Annotated in this window: 20 protein-coding genes and 2 tRNA genes; 7 read left to right on the forward strand and 15 right to left on the reverse strand. The window is 28.5% G+C overall.

Annotated features, from left to right (window positions below):
- On the reverse strand, positions 1–630 hold a 630-nt coding region (locus M3Z80_RS01880), incomplete at its 3' end, for a 3-phosphoshikimate 1-carboxyvinyltransferase (RefSeq protein WP_459251435.1).
- Entirely contained in the window at positions 630–956 is a 327-nt protein-coding gene (locus M3Z80_RS01885) for a nucleotide pyrophosphohydrolase (protein WP_293916997.1), read from the reverse strand. The genes M3Z80_RS01885 and M3Z80_RS01880, both read right to left, overlap by 1 nt.
- A 301-nt stretch (positions 957–1257) precedes the next feature.
- Between M3Z80_RS01885 and xerD the strand changes: the two genes are divergently transcribed.
- Positions 1258–2169: a site-specific tyrosine recombinase XerD gene (xerD, locus tag M3Z80_RS01890; protein WP_293916999.1), complete on the forward strand. Its 912-nt coding sequence runs from the start codon at positions 1258–1260 to the stop codon at positions 2167–2169.
- Positions 2170–2195: 26 nt separating this feature from the next.
- Entirely contained in the window at positions 2196–2684 is a 489-nt protein-coding gene (locus M3Z80_RS01895) for a YkgJ family cysteine cluster protein (RefSeq protein WP_293917002.1), read from the forward strand.
- 4 nt (positions 2685–2688) lie between these two features.
- On the opposite strand, the gene M3Z80_RS01900 is transcribed toward M3Z80_RS01895, so the two are convergent.
- From M3Z80_RS01900 to M3Z80_RS01910, 3 genes are read right to left on the reverse strand one after another with little or no spacing between them, the layout of a single operon-like run.
- Positions 2689–3114 (reverse strand): hypothetical protein, encoded by a 426-nt coding sequence (locus M3Z80_RS01900; protein ID WP_293917004.1) that lies wholly within the window; start codon positions 3112–3114, stop codon positions 2689–2691.
- 9 nt (positions 3115–3123) lie between these two features.
- Positions 3124–3498 (reverse strand): RidA family protein, encoded by a 375-nt coding sequence (locus tag M3Z80_RS01905; protein WP_293917064.1) that lies wholly within the window; start codon positions 3496–3498, stop codon positions 3124–3126.
- Positions 3499–3521: 23 nt separating this feature from the next.
- Positions 3522–6134 (reverse strand): putative LPS assembly protein LptD, encoded by a 2613-nt coding sequence (locus M3Z80_RS01910; RefSeq protein WP_293917006.1) that lies wholly within the window; start codon positions 6132–6134, stop codon positions 3522–3524.
- Positions 6135–6156: 22 nt separating this feature from the next.
- On the opposite strand from M3Z80_RS01910, the gene M3Z80_RS01915 reads away from it, so the two are divergent.
- A complete protein-coding gene (locus M3Z80_RS01915; RefSeq protein ID WP_293917008.1) occupies positions 6157–7440 on the forward strand; it encodes an N-acetylmuramoyl-L-alanine amidase family protein in 1284 nt (427 codons plus the stop codon).
- 14 nt (positions 7441–7454) lie between these two features.
- On the opposite strand, the gene M3Z80_RS01920 is transcribed toward M3Z80_RS01915, so the two are convergent.
- Complete coding sequence (locus M3Z80_RS01920; protein WP_293917010.1) at positions 7455–8225, reverse strand: GNAT family N-acetyltransferase; 771 nt, start codon at positions 8223–8225, stop codon at positions 7455–7457.
- A gap of 153 nt (positions 8226–8378) precedes the next feature.
- On the opposite strand from M3Z80_RS01920, the gene M3Z80_RS01925 reads away from it, so the two are divergent.
- Positions 8379–9221: a glycosyltransferase gene (locus tag M3Z80_RS01925; protein ID WP_293917012.1), complete on the forward strand. Its 843-nt coding sequence runs from the start codon at positions 8379–8381 to the stop codon at positions 9219–9221.
- Positions 9222–9262: 41 nt separating this feature from the next.
- Here M3Z80_RS01925 and asnB read toward each other — a convergent pair whose 3' ends face one another.
- The 5 genes from asnB to rlmH form a co-directional block, all read right to left on the reverse strand.
- Complete coding sequence (gene asnB, locus M3Z80_RS01930) at positions 9263–10927, reverse strand: asparagine synthase B (protein ID WP_293917014.1); 1665 nt, start codon at positions 10925–10927, stop codon at positions 9263–9265.
- 336 nt (positions 10928–11263) lie between these two features.
- Positions 11264–12208, reverse strand: coding sequence for an MBL fold metallo-hydrolase (locus M3Z80_RS01935; RefSeq protein WP_293917016.1), 945 nt, complete (start codon positions 12206–12208; stop codon positions 11264–11266).
- A gap of 504 nt (positions 12209–12712) precedes the next feature.
- Positions 12713–13294, reverse strand: a complete 582-nt coding sequence (gene rdgB / locus M3Z80_RS01940) for an RdgB/HAM1 family non-canonical purine NTP pyrophosphatase (RefSeq protein WP_293917018.1) — start codon at positions 13292–13294, stop codon at positions 12713–12715.
- Positions 13266–14105, reverse strand: coding sequence for a CPBP family intramembrane glutamic endopeptidase (locus M3Z80_RS01945; protein ID WP_293917020.1), 840 nt, complete (start codon positions 14103–14105; stop codon positions 13266–13268). The genes rdgB and M3Z80_RS01945 overlap by 29 nt, the downstream gene beginning before the upstream one ends.
- Positions 14098–14571 (reverse strand): 23S rRNA (pseudouridine(1915)-N(3))-methyltransferase RlmH, encoded by a 474-nt coding sequence (gene rlmH, locus M3Z80_RS01950; RefSeq protein WP_293917022.1) that lies wholly within the window; start codon positions 14569–14571, stop codon positions 14098–14100. The genes M3Z80_RS01945 and rlmH overlap by 8 nt, the downstream gene beginning before the upstream one ends.
- A 282-nt stretch (positions 14572–14853) precedes the next feature.
- On the opposite strand from rlmH, the gene M3Z80_RS01955 reads away from it, so the two are divergent.
- Positions 14854–16884, forward strand: a complete 2031-nt coding sequence (locus tag M3Z80_RS01955) for a dipeptidyl-peptidase 3 family protein (protein ID WP_293917024.1) — start codon at positions 14854–14856, stop codon at positions 16882–16884.
- A 340-nt stretch (positions 16885–17224) separates the two neighbouring features.
- Here M3Z80_RS01955 and M3Z80_RS01960 read toward each other — a convergent pair.
- The 4 genes from M3Z80_RS01960 to M3Z80_RS01975 form a co-directional block, all read right to left on the reverse strand.
- Positions 17225–17298 (reverse strand) — tRNA-Asp (locus tag M3Z80_RS01960).
- 50 nt (positions 17299–17348) lie between these two features.
- A tRNA-Asp gene (locus tag M3Z80_RS01965) sits at positions 17349–17422 on the reverse strand.
- 414 nt (positions 17423–17836) lie between these two features.
- Positions 17837–18475 (reverse strand): YceI family protein, encoded by a 639-nt coding sequence (locus M3Z80_RS01970; protein ID WP_293917026.1) that lies wholly within the window; start codon positions 18473–18475, stop codon positions 17837–17839.
- Between the two features lie 72 nt (positions 18476–18547).
- On the reverse strand, positions 18548–18784 hold the full coding sequence (locus M3Z80_RS01975; protein WP_293917028.1) for a hypothetical protein: 237 nt from the start codon (positions 18782–18784) through the stop codon (positions 18548–18550).
- A gap of 216 nt (positions 18785–19000) precedes the next feature.
- Between M3Z80_RS01975 and M3Z80_RS01980 the strand changes: the two genes are divergently transcribed.
- Positions 19001–19522 carry a TlpA family protein disulfide reductase gene (locus tag M3Z80_RS01980; RefSeq protein WP_293917030.1) on the forward strand — a complete coding sequence of 174 codons (522 nt, stop codon included), beginning with the start codon at positions 19001–19003 and terminating at the stop codon, positions 19520–19522.
- 26 nt (positions 19523–19548) lie between these two features.
- Entirely contained in the window at positions 19549–20931 is a 1383-nt protein-coding gene (gene glmM, locus M3Z80_RS01985; protein WP_293917032.1) for a phosphoglucosamine mutase, read from the forward strand.
- The last annotated feature ends 183 nt before the right edge of the window (positions 20932–21114 follow it).

Genomic DNA, 21114 nt, shown 5'->3' on the forward strand with positions numbered 1-21114 from the left:
AGAAGCAGACGACCAATCACTTTCAATAATAAAATCTTGCTTTTTTATTTCAGTTATTGGTAATATTAAAATTTTATTTTGATGAATAGATGCTGCGATGCCTATCTCGGTTAAAATTTTAAGTGTCATGGTAATATAAGGCAGTGAAGTAACTTTTCCTTCTAAGTTGATATGCAATCCATTTTCAAGCTTTGCGCCTATTAAGCATAATGCGGTAATATATTGACTACTAATATTAGCAGGTAAATTAATAGTATTACCCTTTATTTTCTTTCCTTTAAGTTCTAAGGGAGGGTATCCTTCATTTTCAAGATAAGAGATATTAGCACCTAGATGTTTTAATGAATCAACCAAAATCTTTATCGGGCGTTCTTTCATTCGGTGTGAGCCAGTAATTATAGTTTTTCTACCTTCCTGAATGGAAAAGAAAGCGGTTAAAAATCTCATAGCAGTACCTGCGTGATGGATATCTATTAATTCCTCTTTTGATTTTAAGGCTTCTTGCATTACATGACTATCTTGGCTTTTCGATAAGTTTTGTAAAGAAAGTGAATTATCAAATAAAGAATTTAATAACAATAACCGGTTAGTTATGCTTTTTGAGCCTGAAAGATTGATTGTTATACCCATTACTTTAGTTTTGTATTATTAATATGCCTATCACTATCCCGTTTTGATGTTGCATTTAATTTTTTTTGAAAAGCTGTTTCCAGATCAATTCCTGTTTGATTAGCTAAACAGGTTACCACAAAGATTACATCTGCTAATTCTTCACCTAAATCTTTATTTTTATCGGATTCTTTTTCTGATTGTTCGCCGTATCTTCTGGCTATAATTCTGGCAACTTCTCCTACCTCTTCAGTTAATTGTGCCATGTTAGTGAGTTCATTAAAATACCTAACGCCATACTGTTTTATCCATTGATCTACTTGAAGTTGAGTTTCTTTTAAGCTCATTTTTGTAAAAATATAATAATTTATAGCTAATATATTAATAATATACATAAAAACTTTAATTGTTATATATTATGTTTAAATACTTTTTACTTTTTCCTTAGTAAAAAATTAAGTATCAGCAGAATTTATGATATTATCTAGCTTGTTTCCTGATAATTTTTGTATAATTATTTATAAATAGTTTAGAAAAAATAAAATATAATAATATAAGATAAGGAAATAAATTTTCTCATGTGAAAAAAATATATGATTAGTATTTTCCTAATCATTCCTTTTTGAATAAAATCATACCTTTGCTGGTATGAGATGGGATTTAGTTATAAGTAATTTCCAAGAATACTTATGGTTGGAAAAAGGCCTTTCTGAGAACACACAAATGGCATATATAAGAGATGTAAAGAAACTTCAAAAATTTGTTTCAAATAATGAGTCTATAACACCCTATAATATTGATCGATTTTTGGTACAAGATTTTATTTATAATTTTGCTAAACAATCGACTTCAGTAAAATCTCAAGCAAGGTTAATATCCTCAATAAAATCTTTTTTCAAATTTTTACAGATAGACGAAAAAAGAGAAGATAATCCAGCAGAATTACTGGAAAGTCCTAAAATTGGCTTATATCTTCCCGATGTTTTAAGTCATGAAGAAGTCGTAACGTTAATAAAGTCTATAGATTTATCTAAACAGGAAGGAGAAAGAAATCGTTCCATAATAGAAACCTTATACGGTTGCGGTTTACGTGTATCAGAGTTAATTAATTTGAAATTATCTGATTTATATTTAAATGAAAATTTTATTAGAGTGACAGGTAAGGGAGATAAACAAAGACTAGTACCTGTTTCTGAACGTACTATTAATTTTATTACTATTTATAGAGATTCTATTCGAGTGCATCAAATACCTAAACCTAACTGTGAAGATATACTTTTTTTAAATAGGAGAGGAGGAAAGCTTACTCGAGAGATGATTTTTATTATAATTAAAAACATAGCAGAAAAAGCAGGGATTAAAAAGAAAGTTTCACCTCACACGTTTAGACATTCTTTTGCGACAATATTATTAAAAAATGGGGCAGATCTTCGTTCTATTCAACAGATGCTTGGACATGAAAGTATTACAACAACAGAAATTTATACACACCTAGACAATCAACAGCTTAGAGATACTATCGAAAAATATCACCCTTTTTCCATTTATAAGCCCGATTAAATGGAGTATACATAAATCAAAACGTAATGAATTTAGATAAATATAAAAATGAAGCAATAAAAAAAGCTTCGGAGCACAAAAAATATTTAGAAAAGTTAAAACAAAAAAAGCCCAAGAAATTAGATGAAGAAATGGAAGAAATACATCAAAATGTATTTTCTAAAATTGATTGCTTACAATGTGCCAATTGCTGTAAGACTACCGGTCCTTTAGTTTTAGATAAAGATATAGAAAGGATATCAAAGCATTTGCGAATGAAACCAATAGAATTTATAGATCAATATTTATATAAAGACGAAGACAATGATTGGGTTTTTAAACAATTGCCCTGTCCTTTTTTAGATCATTCTAACTATTGTATTATTTACGAAGTTCGTCCGAAAGCTTGCAAAGAGTATCCGCATACGAATCGAAAAAAATTTTATCAAATTAATAATTTAACTTTAAAGAATACGGTCATATGTCCAGCTGCCTTTGAAGTTGTAGAATTATTGATGAAAAGTAAAAGATTATGATTAGTTATCTTTTTGAATCAATAATTTTTTTATTTTGCAACCATTCAACAATTTTAGCACCCAACCATGAAAACGGGAAAAAAATAAAAAACATACTAATAATATACCAAGTAGGATGTCCTTTAATTGTTAAAACAGAAATTATAGCAGTTATTAAAAGGATAAATCCGATTAGCATGGCATAAGCTGTTTTTGCAGTCTTTACGATCAAAGCACAAACTATTCCTCCTAATAGAGAACCAACACCTGAAGAAATCAATAAAGCTATAAAAAATTCACCTTTAGCAGTATGAACTACAGATCTCCAATATTCAATAGGAAGTCCTTTATAATTGTACGGAATCCAATATGAATTGATCATAACTGATAGCGTAATAATTGTTAAAGCTACAAAAAGCCCAAATATAACCGCAATAGTGTTTCTAATCATATTGTTTATTTATTCTGTTGCTATAATTGAAATTTCTATTAAAACATTTTTAGGCAAGGCTGATACCTGTACACATTCTCTGGCAGGATAAACATCTGAAAAATAAGAGGCATAAATTTCATTAACTGTTGAAAAGTTATCTAAATTTTGAAGAAAGATTGAAGTTTTTACCAAATTATTCCAGTTTAAATTTGCTTCAGTAAGGATTGCTTCTATGTTTTTCATAACCTGATGCGTTTGTTCCTCAATAGTTGCAGGAATTTCAGCATTTAACGGATTAACAGGTATTTGTCCGGATACGAATAAAAGGTTACCAACCTTAATCGCTTGTGAATAAGGACCTATGGCTGCTGGAGCTTTATCGGTAGTAATAATTTTCTTAATCATGATTTAAATATACAAATTTTTTAAAAACTTGATTGGTCATTAAAATTTTTAGCTTCGTATTTGACAGCATCTTTCAATATTGCTGCTTTTACTCCAATATAAAAACTCCATGTCTTATTATAGCTAGATGAAATAGGAACCCAGTTAAAGTTGATATTGAAACTTCTTAAGTCTCTCATAAAGCCTAATCGTGTATATCCAAACTCTTTAGTCTCCATATCATAATTTGTTGAAGCTGTAATTTTCCAATATGGGGAAGGGGAAATTTCTCCGGTCAGATTTATAGTGGCAGATATATTGGTGTTTCTATTATACTCTTTTGTTGAAGCATAATTTAAACCTACATCCAATTTCCAAGGCATATCGAAATGGGCATAATTCTCGTCATCAAAATAGTATTTTTCATATCGTACAGTTCCTTGTTTCTTATATTTGGTAACTTTTTTCTCACCGAATAAAGACTCATCCAAAGAAAAATTTAGTCCCATTGTATAGCTGGCAATAGTCAAATGCCCAAACTTATCAATGGCATGGCCCACTGTAGATTCGGGAGTATCGAAGACTATTTTATAAGGATTTACTCTCATGGCATAGTTAACTCGTAATTTTGAATTAAATAAAGAAGAGGATCCAGAAGCATTTATTGGACTCCATTTTAAGGAATCAGCTGCAAAATTATAAGAGGTATTAATATTTAAGGATTCAAATATTTTTATCTTTTTAACGCCACTAGCTTCTTTCTTACTTCTTACTTTCATCTCAAGGTTATTTGCTAATGATATATTAAGAGAGCTATTTTCATAATTAGAAGGAGTTCCCATGATATTTCCTTCATAATAAGAATACTTTACTTTTTTTCCATCTTTATCTATATATGTCCCATAATATCCCCATGAATCTCTAGAAAAATCGGGCATAAAACCATAACTAACGGTCGGCGAAATCATATGACGAATAGCTTGTATCATGCTACCTTTTTTAAAGTTGGCGATACCATATAATGTTGTTGTCAGATTTAAAGAGCCGTCAAAAGTTCGAAAAGTTTTAAAGCCGTCTTTGTTTAGCGTTTCAATTTTATCTGTTAAAGGATTATACTCTTTTCTTATGCTTTTTGTAGTCCAAATTTCTCTGTAATTACCATTTATTCCGAATTGAAAATAATTAAAGAGAGTAGAAGTAGTTCCAAAACTGGTTGAATTTTTCATACCGTTCTTGGAATTTTTAAACATTTTAGACGTAAACATATCATCAGTGGTCGTATTTAATGAATTTTGAAGATTCATTTTATAATCCATATAGATGTTATGCAAAATTGTTTTTTTAGGTCCAGACTTAGGTTTGAAAGGATAAATTTGTGGCATGGTAACCGTTAAATTGGGAAGGACCATTGAAACTTCTCCGGTAGAGATATTTTGTGAGGCAGAAGTATTTAGAGAAATAGTCAACGGGTTATTATCAAATCTTTTAACTAATGATATGGATGAAGAAGTTTGGTTATTATTTACATTACCATGTAGAGCATTTTGATTGTAAATACTATTATTATAATAATTTTGACTCATATAATTAACCGAAGCATTGAATGATAAATTTGGATTAGCTTTCGAGTCCTGTAAATGAGACCAGGTAATTCTATAATTTTCAATTTCAGAATAATCATCTAAACCTTTAGTGCTATTTATATTTTTTTCATAAATAAAATTTAAATTTCCGGAATATCTATAACGATTTAAATATCTCAAGCGATTGTCGATCATCCAACTTCCTTTTGTATAGAAACCAAAACGGCTTTCTAAATCAAGATATTCTCCAATAGGTACATAAATACCCCATCGTTCTAAATAAAATCCTTTAGCCTGACGTTCGCCAAACGTACCAATTAAAATTCCAGCTTGACGATTACTACCTGTAGAAGGAAGATATAAAAACGGTAATATAAATGGAGTAGGAACTTGCTCAATATACATGGTAGTAGGCCCAGCAATAATTGTTTTTTGGTTTTTATCAGTTATTAATTTCAATTTATTCGTAGATAATCCATAATCGGGGATAGAATCTTTTTTTGCTTTAAAATATTCATCCGTTGTTAAAAAACCACGCCGCATGTAGTATTCACGATCATTCATTCTTTTGGCTTTTTGAGCTATAATAGCCATTTCGTCTTCTTCTGTTCGAATATTAAAAGCTGTACCTTGCTTGGTATTCATATTGAATTGAGCTTCTGTATATTCGTAACTTTTTCCTCCTTGAGTAAATGTTATGTTATCAATGATTCTTCCAAGACTATCTACTTTTCCACGAGCTAAAATATCCCCCGTATTCCAATCCATCACGATATAATCCGCCTTGATAGTCATATCTTGATAACTAACTTGAGCATTATGAATAAGATAAGTAAGTTTTTTCGAGAAAACGTTTCGAATTTCATCACCTTTAGTATCTACTATATTTTCAAGTCTTTCTTTAGTAGAGGATATAGAGTCGTTAGGAGTTTTTACTGTGTCAGCAAGGTTTTTAACACCTTTTTCCTGTGCTAAGATAATGTTAAAAATTAGAAAAAATAAATAAAGTATATTATATTTGAAACTTGAATTGATCAAAGCATATAAATTCAGAAAAATTTTTGCTGTCAAAATTAATCAAAAAAAAGAATTAATGAGAGTTTTAACAATATTTAACTTAAAAAATATACTACTATTAACCTTACTTTTCTTTATTAACTCTTTATATTCCCAAAAAAAAGATTTTATTTTAGTATTAGATGCCGGTCATGGTGGACATGATAATGGGGCCAAGGGATTATCTGCAAATGAAAAAGACGTGAATCTCTCATTGGTTTTAAAAGTAGGAGCATTGATAGAAAAAAAAAATAAAGATGTTAAAGTCATTTATACTCGTAAGACAGATGAATTTATTCCCTTAATGACACGTGCAGACATTGCAAATAAGGGTAAAGCTAATTTATTTATATCCATACATTGTAATTCAAGCCCTAAAAGCGCTCCATACGGTACAGAAACTTTTGTTTTAGGAGCACATAGAAATAGAGATAATTTCGACGTTGCCAAAAGGGAAAATGAGGTAATATATATGGAAAAAGATTACCAAACTACTTACGAAGGATTTAATCCTTCATCTCCAGAATCCGTTATAGGGTTAACATTAATGCAAAATATTTATTTAGAAAATAGCTTAAAAATAGCCAGTTATATTGAAAATAATTTTAAAAAAGAAAATCGATTTTCAAGAGGAGTTAAGCAGGCTGGATTTTTAGTATTGGTTCAAACGGCTATGCCTTCCGTATTAATTGAGACAGGTTTTATATCTAATCCTCAAGAAGGGCAATATCTAGCCTCTGAAGAAGGACAGAATACAATTGCAAAGAATATTTATGATGCTTTTTTAAGTTATAAAAAAGAATATGATAAAAAATCGGAAAAGAAAGAGGAAATAGATATTTCGCAAGCGGTTGAAAAACCTATTGATAATGGCAAAGTTTTAAAAGTTCAATTTTTAGCATCATTTAATAGATACGATCCTAATTCCGCACAACTTAGAGGAATGCAAAATGTTGAAATTATTAAAACAAATGGTAAGTATATATATTATGCAGGAAGTACAAACTTAAGATCTGAAAGTGAAGCAACTTTAAAAATTGCCAAAGAGGCAGGATTTAGAGATGCTTCCGTAGTAGAATTTAATGAAAAAGAAGTTTCAATTAATCAATATTATACAATAGAATTATTTATTTCACCTAAAAAATATAGAGAAAATGATTCCATCTTTAAAGGGTTGAATAATGTAATAAGAGAAAGGATTAATAACGTGTATATTTATACAAGTGGCAAAGTAAATAATTATGATTCAGCTAAAAAACTATTGGAAGTTTATAAAAATATTGGACTTAACGATGGTATAATATCTAAAATTTCATCATAAAAATAGATTGCCCCTTATTGTATAAGATTTAATTTTTTTAACAGCGTTGCAAACTTTTTTTCATTCATAAGTTCATGAGTAAATAGTTCTCCTTTATAATAAATACCTAAAGTTCCCCATGGGCATGCTGTACCTTGGGCCTCTTGATGATTTTTTAATTTTATTACTGTTGAGGGGATATTATATTCATTACAAACAAGAGAAATACGATAAATATATTCTTCCATAAACGGACATTGATTGGAAAAAATAAACGTAAAACCATTATTGTTTTCTACCTTGCCACTTCTTGATTTATCTGAAAATTTCGGGCTAATGCCTGTTTCATTAAGCTTTAGCTCCAATAATTCAAAATAAGGAAAAGCTGAATCTATAACTGAAAAACCTTGTTTTAAATAAAATTTTTTATCGGTTAAATAAGGTTTTATTTTAGAGCTGCTCACAACCACAATACCGTCTTTACCTTGTTCTAAAGAGTCTTTAATACATTCTTCTAATAGTTTTTTCGATATCCCTTTCCCCTTATATTGTCCGGACACCCATAGACAATTAATTACCATGTAATTGGAACCAATAATTGGTTTCCAAACAGTCTCAATAGGCATATATTCTATAAAAACTTTTCCTCTTACATCATATTTTTTAAATACAAGTCCATTGGAAAATTGTTCATTCATCCAATTTTTTTTGGTTAAAGACCTGTTTATGCTATCCTTATCATTTCCTAATGAACAACATATATGTTCTTCTTTAATATTTTTAGAATTTATTGAAACTATTTTCATAAAATGATTTTATATTACTAAGAGAAAGGCAAAAATAAATAAATTAGATTATATAAGAGTTACTTTATATATTTTTATGAAAACTTAGCAAAATTGGTATAGTTTATTTTACTAATATAAAATTTAATACCATAAAAAAATTATTTTTGTATTATGAAAGAAAATATTATTTTATCTATAGTTATACCGGTTTATAATTCGGGATCATATTTAGTAGAGACCGTTGAGAGTATCAAAGCGGTTAAATTTTCTTATCCTTATGAAATTATTTTGGTTAATGATGGATCAACTGATACCAATACCTTAGAAATATTAGATCAATATAAAGATATTTTTACTGTAATAAATCAAAAAAATGGAGGAGTTGCAATGGCTAGGAACAGAGGTATATCAGAAGCTAAAGGTAAATATATTTTGCCCTTTGATTCTGATGATTTAATGAATGAAAACTATTATGACTTAGCTTTGCATAAAATGGTAGCAGATAATACTATTGATATTCTATACGGAGATTATTTAGTTTTTGGGAGTGAAAAAAGATATAATCGATCAGGCAAATACAATCGTTTACGATTGATTCAGAGTGGATGCTTTCTGCCAAATGCGACGATTTACAAAAAAAGTGTATGGAAAAATAATGGGGGATATGATACCAATTTGTCTTATGCAGAAGATTGGGATTTTTGGTCTAGATCTGCAGTACAAAATTATAATTTCTTTTATTTCGATAAACCATTGTTTAGATATAGAAGAATATATGATGGTAAATCATTAAGCCAAACTAAAGGACATACCTCTACTGAAGCTGTAAAAATTTTAAAAAATAAAATTCCTTCATCAGTATTTACTCAAGAAAGTATAAGTGATTATGTGGTTGTATCAGTTAGAGAGAGTAGGAAATTAAAAATAAAATTGCTTTTACGCATTTTTTTTCCGCGCTTATTTATTTATCTCCAAAAAAAGAAAGTATTTCCCAATGGAATTGTTGTTGAATAGAAAAGGCTTTTATTAAAAAAAATAAAAGCCTTGAACGTAAATTAAATTGCATCTGTATGGACCGTTTTTACGGCTCTTCCTGAAGGATCAGGATTGTTTTTAAACGCTTCATCCCATTCCAAAGCTACCGCAGAGCTGCAAGCTACGGAAGGTACTGAAGGAACGGTCTGGGCTGCTGCTTGAGACGGAAAATGTTCTTCAAAAATGCTTCTAAACCAATATTCTTCTTTAGACATAGGAGGATTTATCGGAAATCTTTCGGCGGCTCTCTCCATTTGTTTATCTGATACTTTTTTATTGGCAGTTTCTTTTAAAGTGTCAATCCATGAATAACCAACTCCATCCGAAAATTGTTCTTTTTGTCTCCAGACAACCTCTTCAGGTAAATAATCTTCAAAAGCTTCCCTTAAAATATGTTTTTCAATTTTTCCATTGCCGCACATTTTATCTTTGGGATTCAAAGTCATTGCAATATCCATAAATTCCCTATCTAAAAATGGTACTCGTCCTTCAACCCCCCAAGCCATAAGAGATTTATTGGCACGTAAACAATCGTAAAGATGAAGCTTATCCAATTTTCTTACGGTTTCTTCATGAAACGCTTGTGCATCAGGAGCCTTATGGAAATATAGATAACCTCCGAAAAGCTCATCGGACCCTTCTCCCGAAAGAACCATTTTCACTCCCATAGATTTTATGTATCTAGCTAAAAGATACATAGGGGTGGAGGCACGTACAGTTGTTACATCGTATGTTTCTATATGATAAATTACATCACTAATTGCATCTAAAGCTTCTTCAATGGTAAAATGTATTTCATGATGAACCGTACCGATATGATCGGCAACCTTTCTGGCAGCTAATAAATCGGGAGCACCTTTCAATCCTACAGCAAAGGAATGAAGTTGAGGCCACCAAGCATCTGAATTATTATTATCTTCAACACGTTTACTTGCATATTTTTTAGCAATCGCTGAAATAATCGAAGAATCTAATCCTCCCGATAAAAGTACTCCATAGGGTACATCAGACATTAGTTGTCTATGTACAGAATCTTCTAATCCTTTTCTTAATTTATTAACATCGGATTCGTTATCTTTTACAGAGTTGAAGTCCATCCAATCTCTATGATACCATGTCTTAATTTCCCCATCTGGGCTATAAAAATATTTTCCAGGTTCAAACTCTTTAATATCCGGACAAACACCCTCCAAAGATTTTAGTTCACTCGCAACATAAAATTGGCCTTTTTCATCATATCCCATGTATAAGGGAATGATTCCCATATGATCTCTTCCCACTAAATAAACATCTTTTTCCTGATCATATAATACAAAAGCATAGATCCCTGTAATATCATTAAATAAATTGATCCCTTTTTCTTTGTATAAAGCTAAGATAACTTCACAGTCGGATAAAGTTTGGAAATCGTCTTTTCCTTCAAATTTTTTTCTAATTTCTTTATGATTATATATTTCACCGTTTACAGCTAATATTAATTTTTTATCACTACTATAAAGAGGTTGTCCTCCCGAAGCAATGTCTACAATTGATAATCTTTCATGAGCAAGGATTGCATTTTTTTCGCAATGAATTCCGGACCAATCTGGTCCTCTATGACGAATTTTTTTTGCCATTTTTAAAGCTTGAGGCCTTAGTATCTCATTAGCTTCTTTTAAATCAAAAATTCCTACAAATCCACACATACTTAATTGTTTTAAATTTTATGTAAAAGTAAAGTATTTTAGTTGATATTTAAAGTTATTGTATGTTATTTGTTTTTATAAATAACTTTTTTTAATATTTTGATTTATATTGTAAACTTTTTTTTTATAAAATAGTAAAATAAGTTTAGATTAAAAATTCGGTTACAATGAAAAACATTCTTAAGAACAATTTAATTTTTTTTGAACTTGTCTGTAATATTACATTTTCATTTATTTACTTATGAAAATAAAATAATATAATTATTGAACAATTTATTTCATTTATTTAGCTCATGTACTTATCTAAAATTTTTAATATAAGAATGAAATTTTAATCTATTTCAAAATTATAAGATCACCTTGTTTAGGAAAAATGTAATTGATGGAATATGGGTTAGTATTTAATAATTCATTTTTGATTATTTGTTCATTATCATCTTTTGGCTTAATATGAGTTACAATAATTGATAATTTTTTCATATTGTTTTTACCAACTAATTTAGCTAATTTTCCCATTTCTTCATTTAATAAATAAGGTGTTAAATGACCATATAATATTTTTTCTGATTGAGAATTTGGGAATGAAACTTCAATCATAATGGTTTTTAATTTCCCTGATTTAATTTTTGGAGCAATTTCTTTCCATATTTTGGCCAATTTATCAGATTTTTCAACTCTGTCAGCTCCGGTATCACCAAAATATAAAACAGCATGTTTATTATTTTCAACTAAAATTGCTGAACTTTTTAATGGATTTACATGGCTTAATTCAAAAACAGTTCCAGTAAAATTTGTGTTATATATGGAAAATACTTTTCCAATTTCTGCATAAATATATTGATATTTATTAAGAATCGGGCTTTCACCTTCATTAGCAAAATTGATCCATGCTGTGTTTGTAAAATATTTATTCTTTAAAACTTCAATCGTTTCTTTGATAGCATATATGGGTTTGGAAGAGTCTTCAGGTGAATTAATTAACATTCCAGATAAATGATCCAGATGTCCATGAGATATAAAATATCCTTTAATATTATTTTTTAAAATATTTTCGACGGTTGTATTCGTAAAACTTCCATTTTCAATGGCCTTATTTATTCCACTATATATTGTACCAGCATCTAATGCTATATAATCAGTTGTATTTTCTTCTGCTAATAAATAAGAAGAAAGATTACTTTCATCACTACCTCCATAAACACCTAAAGGAATAATTTTTAAATTTTGGGCAAATGTGAACATCGAAATAATAAAACATATATTGATTAGGTATTTTTTCATAAGTATATATTTTTTGTAAAAATACAATCAATTTAATTGCTAAAAATGTATAAGTAAGTTCTTTTTAAAATTTGTTTAAAGAATAAGTTTTAATTTAACAGAACATTCATTTTTTTAAACAATTAAAAATTATGATCATTTATTCATAATTAATGAATAGGTTCGGGAATAGGTATTATTTTTAGGTATAAAAAAAAAGATTTATATCATCTGTAATAACTAAATTCTTTATCTATTTATTGATTACGCATATAAATAAAGATTATTAGGTTGTATTTTTAATGGTAAAATAGAATTTAAGCTATTTCTAAATCTTCATTTAGATGAAATTATTAAATTAAAATATTTGTGTATTAAAGATGCCAAAAATCCAATCAAAGAAACTTTTAAAAAGCTTTTTATGTGGTTATCATACGAATATTAGTTTTTAAAATAAAATTATTTTTAAAAATATTAAACTAAAAAACATATTAATTTTAATATGTATAAAATTTGATTAATAAATTATTTTAAATAATTATTTTTTAATAAAGCTGTAAATTTTTTTAAAGCAATTGCTCTATGACTTATTATATTTTTTTCTTTAGGAGAAAACTCGGCAAAACTTTTAATATAACCATTAGGAATAAATATGGGGTCATACCCAAATCCTTGTGATCCACTAATTTCAGAAGAAATATTTCCAAAAATTTTACCTTCAAAGTATTTTACTTCCTGATCGTTAACCCAGCAAATAACACTAATGAAGTATGCATTTCTATTGGAACAATTTTCCATTTTTTTCAAGACTTTGGATATGTTATCATTAAAAGATCCTGTACCGGCATATCGAGACGAATAAATTCCGGGCTCTCCATCTAATGCTTCAATAACCAACCCACTGTCATCGGCGAAACAAGGAATATTAGTCAAATCATATCCAAATTTGGCTTTTATAAAAGCATTCTCATGAAAAGTTGTGCCTGTTTCTTCAATTTCTCCTTCGAAATTAAAATCATTAAAAGTTTTAAGTTGTAAATTTTCTGGTAAAATTTCAATTATTTCAGCTTTTTTATGCTCATTTTGAGTCGCTAATAGTATTTCCATATTTTGTTATTTCCATATTTTTGTTTTTAGTAAATTTGATATAAAAATGTCCAAATATAACTATTAATATAATTCCCACAATAAATAAGGCAAAACCACTAAACCCAAAATCAGGTGATTCCAATGATTTATAGCGTATAAATAGTAAATATGCAACAAAATTATTAATAAAATGTAGGGTTGTGCACGTAAGAAGAGATCCTGATTTGTAAAAAGTAATTCCTAAAATGGTTCCGGCTAAAATGCCTCCTACTGCTTGCCAAGGAAATATGTGAATACCTCCGAAAATTAAGGAAGAAATCAATATCGCCGCATAAGGTTTTACTCCATTGTTAAGCATGCCTTTTAATATAAATCCCCTAAAAAATATTTCTTCAAATATAGGAGCAACTATACATACAGATATAAAGGTTATGATAGGATAATTTTCGGTATTACCTAATAAAGCATAAGACATAGCTTTATACATTTTCTCTAAAATCCCCCCTTGCGTTGGTATTAATCCTGTTAAATATTCTGAAACAAAGTATTGACCTAAAAATAACAAAAAGGCTATAGGAAAAAATTTGATATTATTATAAGAATAACTGATTTTAAAGCTTTCATTTCTAGGTTTTAAACTGATGAAATGATAGACAGTATAAACCAGTATATAATTACCGATAGTAATTATTGGGGTAAATACATAAGGATTCAGATTTATTATTATAGCCAGATATAAAAAAAAAGTATTAATAATACAAATTCCCACAAAGAATAGTACAATTACTAAAATTATATCGTACCATTTTAATTTAAAATTATTATTCATTATGATAAGGTTTACCTTGTAATATACTAAAAGCACGGTATAATTGTTCAATAAAAAACAAGCGTACCATTTGATGAGTGAATGTCATTTTTGATAAAGCTATTTTTTGAGGATAAAGATTGTAAATTCTATCTGAAAAACCAAATGCACCTCCAATACAAAAGACAACATGCTTAACAGAATTATTCATTTGTTTTTCTAAAAAAGAAGAAAATTCTGTGGAAGAAAATTCTTTACCCTTTTCATCTAAAATTATTAAAGTATCTCCAGAAGTTATATGAGATAGTATATGTTGTGCCTCAGTATTTTTAAGTTCCGTTTCAGATAGATTTTTTGAATTTTTTACATCCGGCAACTCCTTTCTTTCAAATTTTATAAAAGGAGGTAAACGCTTTTCTAGATCTTCCATTAGATATAATAATTCTTTAGAATTAGTTTTTCCAACAGATAGTAAGGTAATTTTCATACAGCATTAATATATACAAAAATACAAGATTATTTATTAATAAATTAAATGATATAAGAAAATAATTATTTTTTAATAATAAATGCAAATTTAAGATAAATTAAAATGATTTTTACTTAAATTAAAGTTAAAAAATATAAATTATCAAAGGTTTAAAAATGTGTTATTTAATATTTTTATTATAATGATAGAACTATATATAATAAATATTAGAACCGTACACTCAGTTGCTCATAGTTTTTTATCTTTGTTAAAACATTTAATATATAAACATTTTTAAAGATGAAAATTAATATCGTTGCGGGTATGCTTGCCGCCTCAATAATCTTGGGGTCTTGTAATTCGAAACATCCGGACCAAGTCGAAAAAATTAGTCAAGATGACTTTAATTACAAAGTTGATCGTTTTGCAGATATAGAAGTTTTAAGATATCAAATACCCGGATGGGATAAGCTGTCTTTAAATGAAAAAAAATTGGTTTATTATCTTTCACAGGCAGGATTAGCCGGTAGAGATATTGTTTGGGACCAAAATTATAAGTATAACTTAAAAATAAGAAAAGCTTTAGAAAGTATTTACCAAAATTATAAAGGAGATAAAAATTCAAAAGATTGGAATAATTTTGAAACATATGTAAAAAGAGTGTGGTTCTCAAATGGAATTCACCATCATTATTCCAATGATAAAATAATGCCGGAATTTTCTCAAGAATACTTCGAAAAATTATTGAATGAAACTCAAACTTTATTAGATAAACGCATTGTTGACGTATTATTCGATCAAAATGATGCTAAAAAAGTAAATTTGGATGAATCAAAAGGGTTAATTACAGGGTCAGCGGTTAATTTTTATGGAGAAGGAATTACAGAAAAAGAAGTAGAAAAATATTATGCAGCTAAAAAAAGTCCGGATGCTTCCCGTCCATTATCTTTTGGTTTAAATTCTCAATTAGTAAAAGATAGTAAAGGAGAATTATTTGAAAAAACATGGAAAAGTGGAGAAATGTATGGAGCAGCTATAGATCAAATAATCTTTTGGCTTGATAAAGCAGTTACAGTGGCAGAGAATGAAGAACAAGCAAATGCTCTTAAGCTTCTAATTGAATATTATAAAACAGGTGATTTGAAGACTTGGGACGACTATAATATAGCCTGGTTAAAAGCAACTAAAGGAAATATTGATTATATAAACGGATTTGTGGAAGTATATAACGATCCGCTTGGACATAAAGGTTCTTATGAAAATATCGTTCAGATCAAAGATTTTGATATGTCGGCTAAGATGGAAGTTATATCCAAAAATGCTCAATGGTTCGAAGATCATTCTCCATTAATGGCAGAACATAAGAAAAAAAATGTTGTTGGTATTTCCTATAAAACTGTTATTGTAGCCTCAGAAGCCGGAGATTCTTCACCGAGTACGCCTATAGGTGTAAATTTGCCTAATGCTGATTGGATACGTGCTGAATTCGGGTCTAAATCAGTTTCCTTAGGTAATATAATTGATGCTTACAATCAAGCAGGTGGAAGTGAAAAGCTGAAAGAATTCGCTTATAATGAAAAAGAGATTGAATTATCTGAAAAATACGGAGAATTGGCAAGTAAACTCCATACCGCTTTACATGAAGTAATCGGTCATGCCTCAGGTCAAATTAATAAAGGAGTAGCTACACCAAAAGAGACATTAAAAAGTTATGCATCTACGATGGAAGAGGGAAGAGCGGATTTAGTGGGGCTATATTATTTATATGATCCCGAACTTCAAAATTTAGGCTTGGTTGATGATTGGAAAAAAGTGGGGATGACAGCCTATAATGATTATATACGTAACGGATTGATGACACAATTGATACGCATAGAGCCGGGCAGAGATATTGAAGAGGCACATATGCGAAATCGTCAATGGGTAAGTGCATGGGCTTATGAGAAAGGTAAAAAAGACAATGTTATTGAAAAAATTGTCAAGAATGGTAAAACCTATTTTAAAATCAATGATTATAAAAAATTACATGATTTATTTGGAGAGCTGTTAAAGGAAACTCAGAGAATTAAGTCTGAAGGAGATTATAATGCTGCAAAAAATTTAGTTGAAACCTATGGTGTAAAAGTAGATAAAGAATTACACCAAGAAGTATTAAAAAGAAATTCTAATTTTAAAACAGCTGCCTATAAAGGATTTATAAATCCAATATTAGTTCCTAAGATAAATGAACAGAAAGAAATTATCGATATTGAAGTTACTTATCCTAAATCATTTGCTGAAGAAATGCTCAACTATTCAAAAAATTATGGATTTCTTCCTATGGAAAATTAGAAAAAATTAACATTTGAGATATAAACGATTTTACTTTACAATTTGATTAAAATTTGTCAAGTAAATCGTTTTTTATTTTTATTGTGAAAAAAAAATAATGAATTATAAAAGTATTATCAAAATTTTCCAACGATTAAAATATAAAGTTAACATGGAAATGCTAACGTTAAGTAAAAAGATAATAGCATGTGTAATCCCTACTTTTTATTAATTCTGATATTAAAGGAATAGTATTGATCAATAAATCATTTTTTAATAAGTATTATATAACATATTTTTATTGAAGTAAAAATGGAGTAAATTTAAAAAAATATGAATGTATAATTGAGAAGTAATTTAGCGATCCGGACGGGACTCGAACCCGCGACCACCTGCGTGACAGGCAGGTATTCTAACCAACTGAACTACCGGATCAAAATAGATTGCTTGTATGCAATAATAAAAAAATAAACTTTATTTTTTAGCGATCCGGACGGGACTCGAACCCGCGACCACCTGCGTGACAGGCAGGTATTCTAACCAACTGAACTACCGGATCTTTTCTGAACGCTTGTTTTTAATAATTTCAGTGGTGCAAAGATAAACCCATTTTTCAATTTCACAAACTTTTTTAATTGAAAAAATCATATTTTTTGTAATAAATATTGAATTTTCATTAAACAAATCTTGTTCACAAATGCCAAAACTATGAATTTCAATGAAATATTATTTATGCTATCATTTTAATTTTTATTTTAAAAAAATAAATAATAACGAAAAGAAAATTCATTTGCATGAATATGATCATAGATACTAAACATAATTAGAACATAGATTCCTAAAAATATAATAACCTGATAATTTAAACAAAATAAATATAGTTCACTTATTTCATATATAATGGTTTAAGAATATCAAAATTTTACTAATATTACTTATAATGAAAAAACAATTATTAATTAGGAGCCAGATGCTATTTCGATATAATTGCAGTCAAATTAACTTCTGTCCATGTTTTCCCTTCATGTAAATCAAAACATGCATGATGCAAACTTGTAAATGCCCGTTGAGAATCAAAGTCTTTTAATAAGTCAACAGATCCTTGTATAGTGATTGTATTTTTTTTAAATATATAAGTAAATTCCTTAGTTATAGTTTTTTTATCTAATGTTATAGTAATCATAACCTTATTATTTTCAAATTTTCCAAATGATCCGTAAATATCGGGAGAAGCTAATCTTTTAAAAAAGAATAAAGTCAAAGTTCCATCTCTGGAAGAATCACCGGAAGTAACAGTTGTTCCATCACAATAAAATTTTGCTCCCTCTAGAGCCTCTTCTAAAGATTTATCATCCTTAGTATTAGTTAAAGAAATAGATTTAAAGCTCCCGTCTACCGCAATTTTATTGGGTGTTTTATATGCAGTCCATATCAATTCTTTTTTTAAACTTGATTCTTTTCCTTCAGTCTTATATCTTTTAATAGTATTTTCAATTCCTTGTTGAGATGTTTGATAAGAAGAATTCATAGAAGTTTTATCTTTATGATCAACACAAGAATGAGTAGTCATTAAAGCGGAAAAAATAATGTAATTGAACTTTTTTCGAATCATTATAAAGAATTTTTATGGTTTTGAAAATAAATGAATTTTATTAATAAAATATTTATCCTTAATTAACCTCGTTTAATGAGGTTTAATAGAGTCTGTAGAAGACTTGATACTTGTATTCGCGTGAGGGGGTATTTCACTTTTTATAGAATCAACTCCAGAAAGATTAGATAAAGAATCATGAGTGTTATTGTGAGATTCTATATTTTGCTCAGGATCAGTGGGGATAATATTTTTATTTCCACTGGAGGCATTTTCACAAGAAATTACTACGCACAAAAAGGATGTCAAGATAAAAATATATTTTTTCATAAATTTTTTATTTGATCAAATATAAAAAAAAACGTCGAGTTAGAAATTCTATATTTAAATTATCTATTATTTACAATTTGTGACTTCCAAAGATATTTTTAGACTATATTTTTTTGTTATAAATTCTTATTAATACAACTAAATTAAACTCTCATTAAAATTGCTAAAACATTCTATCTTTAAAATGTTTACTTTTGTAACTAAAATTTATACAAAATGAAAAAAATATATTTTTTAATGGTTTGTTTGGGAATGCTATTTTCATGTAAGCATAATAGTAAAGACAATAGGATCGAAGAAACAAATAATCAACAAACACAAGAGATAAAAGTTATACAATCGAATTTTTCTAAAATTCAAGATTTATTAGACACAAAAAGCGATACTATCTATATTACCAATTACTGGGCTACTTGGTGTCCTCCGTGCGTAAAAGAAATTCCCGATTTTGTTAAGCTACAAAATCAATATAAAAATAAAAAAGTTAAATTTATTTTTGTAAGTATAGATGAAACTGAAGATCAAGCAAAATTGCAATCTTTTGTAAAGGAAAATAAAATGAAAAATGTTTATAATATATCTAGAGAAGAATTGTTATCAAATATTGGTTCGATTAGTACAGACTTAGTAGGAGGTATTCCAGTAACTATAATTCAAAAAGGAGATAAAAGAGAAGGTTTTTTAGGTAATATTTCAAATGAATTCGTTATAGAAAAGATTCAACAATATTCAAAATAATAAAATAGGAGTAAAATAAATATTATATGCCATTAATAAAAAGTATATCTGGAATTCGTGGGACGATAGGGGGGAAAACAGGAGAAAATCTTACACCTGTAGATGTAGTAAAATTTGCAGCGGCTTATGGGACATGGTTAAAAAGAAAGCTTAATAAAGGAAACTTAAAAATTGTTATTGGAAGAGACGCTCGTATATCAGGGCAAATGATTTCTGATTTAGTTTCTTCAACCTTACAAGGAGTAGGAATAGATGTGATTGATTTAGGACTTTCTACCACGCCAACAGTAGAGATCATGGTTCCTTATTTATCTGCAGCAGGTGGAATTATTATTACGGCAAGTCATAATCCTAAACAATGGAATGCTTTAAAATTACTAAATTCTAAAGGAGAATTTATTTCCGACCAAGAAGGAAAAGAATTATTGACTATTGCAGAGAATGAAGATTTTGATTTTGTCGAAGTTGATAAATTAGGATGTTATGAAAAAGAAGAGAATGCTATAGAGCTTCATATAGATAAAATTTTACAACTATCTTTAGTTGATGTTGAATCCATTCAAAAGGCTCAATTTAAAATAGTGGTAGATGCTGTTAATTCTACAGGTGGTATATCGGTAGTACCTTTACTGAAAAAACTAGGCGTAGAAGTAATTGAGATGTATTGTACACCTACGGGTGACTTTCCGCATAATCCGGAGCCTTTAGAAGTTAATTTAGATGATATAATGAAAAGAGTTCCTAGTGAGAAGGCCAATCTAGGAATAGTAGTAGATCCCGACGTTGATCGTTTAGCTTTTATTTGCGAAGACGGTTCCATGTTTGGAGAAGAATATACACTAGTGGCAGTAGCAGATTATGTTTTAAGTGAAACACCTTCTACAACAGTTTCAAATTTATCATCGTCTCGAGCATTACATGATATTGCTAAAAAATACAATCAAGAATATCAAGCTTCTGCGGTTGGAGAAGTGAATGTTGTATCAAAAATGAAGGAGATCCATGCACTTATAGGAGGAGAAGGTAACGGAGGTATTATATATCCAGAATTACATTACGGTCGCGACTCTTTAGTAGGTATAGCTCTTTTTCTTTCATATCTTTCTAAGAAAAAAGCTTCGGTAAAAGAACTAAGAAATTTATATCCTACCTATTTCATGGGAAAGAAAAAAATAGATTTAAGTCCAGAAATTAATACTGATTTAATTCTTAAAAAACTTGAAGACCAATATAAAAATGAAGATATAAAAACTTATGATGGATTAAAAATTGATTTCTCAAATAGTTGGGTTCATTTGAGAAAATCAAATACAGAGCCGATTATCCGTATTTATACTGAAGCTTACACACAACAGGAAGCTGATCAATTAGCGGACAGATTTATTGAAGAAATTAAAAAAATTTCATAGTATAGATTTCTATCGTGTATTGAAAAAATAAAAAAGAAAATAATTATAATTAATTATAAGATAGTTTTGGGATAAATTATTTTATGAATAATATAATTATTGTATATATTATGAAGTATAAGATAAGTTTTTGTGATAAATGTTCAATTTTTTTTTGGAAATATAAAATAATACTTTATGAAA

This window comes from Apibacter sp. (assembly GCF_025291155.1).
In the GTDB taxonomy this organism is placed as follows: Bacteria; Bacteroidota; Bacteroidia; order Flavobacteriales; family Weeksellaceae; genus Apibacter.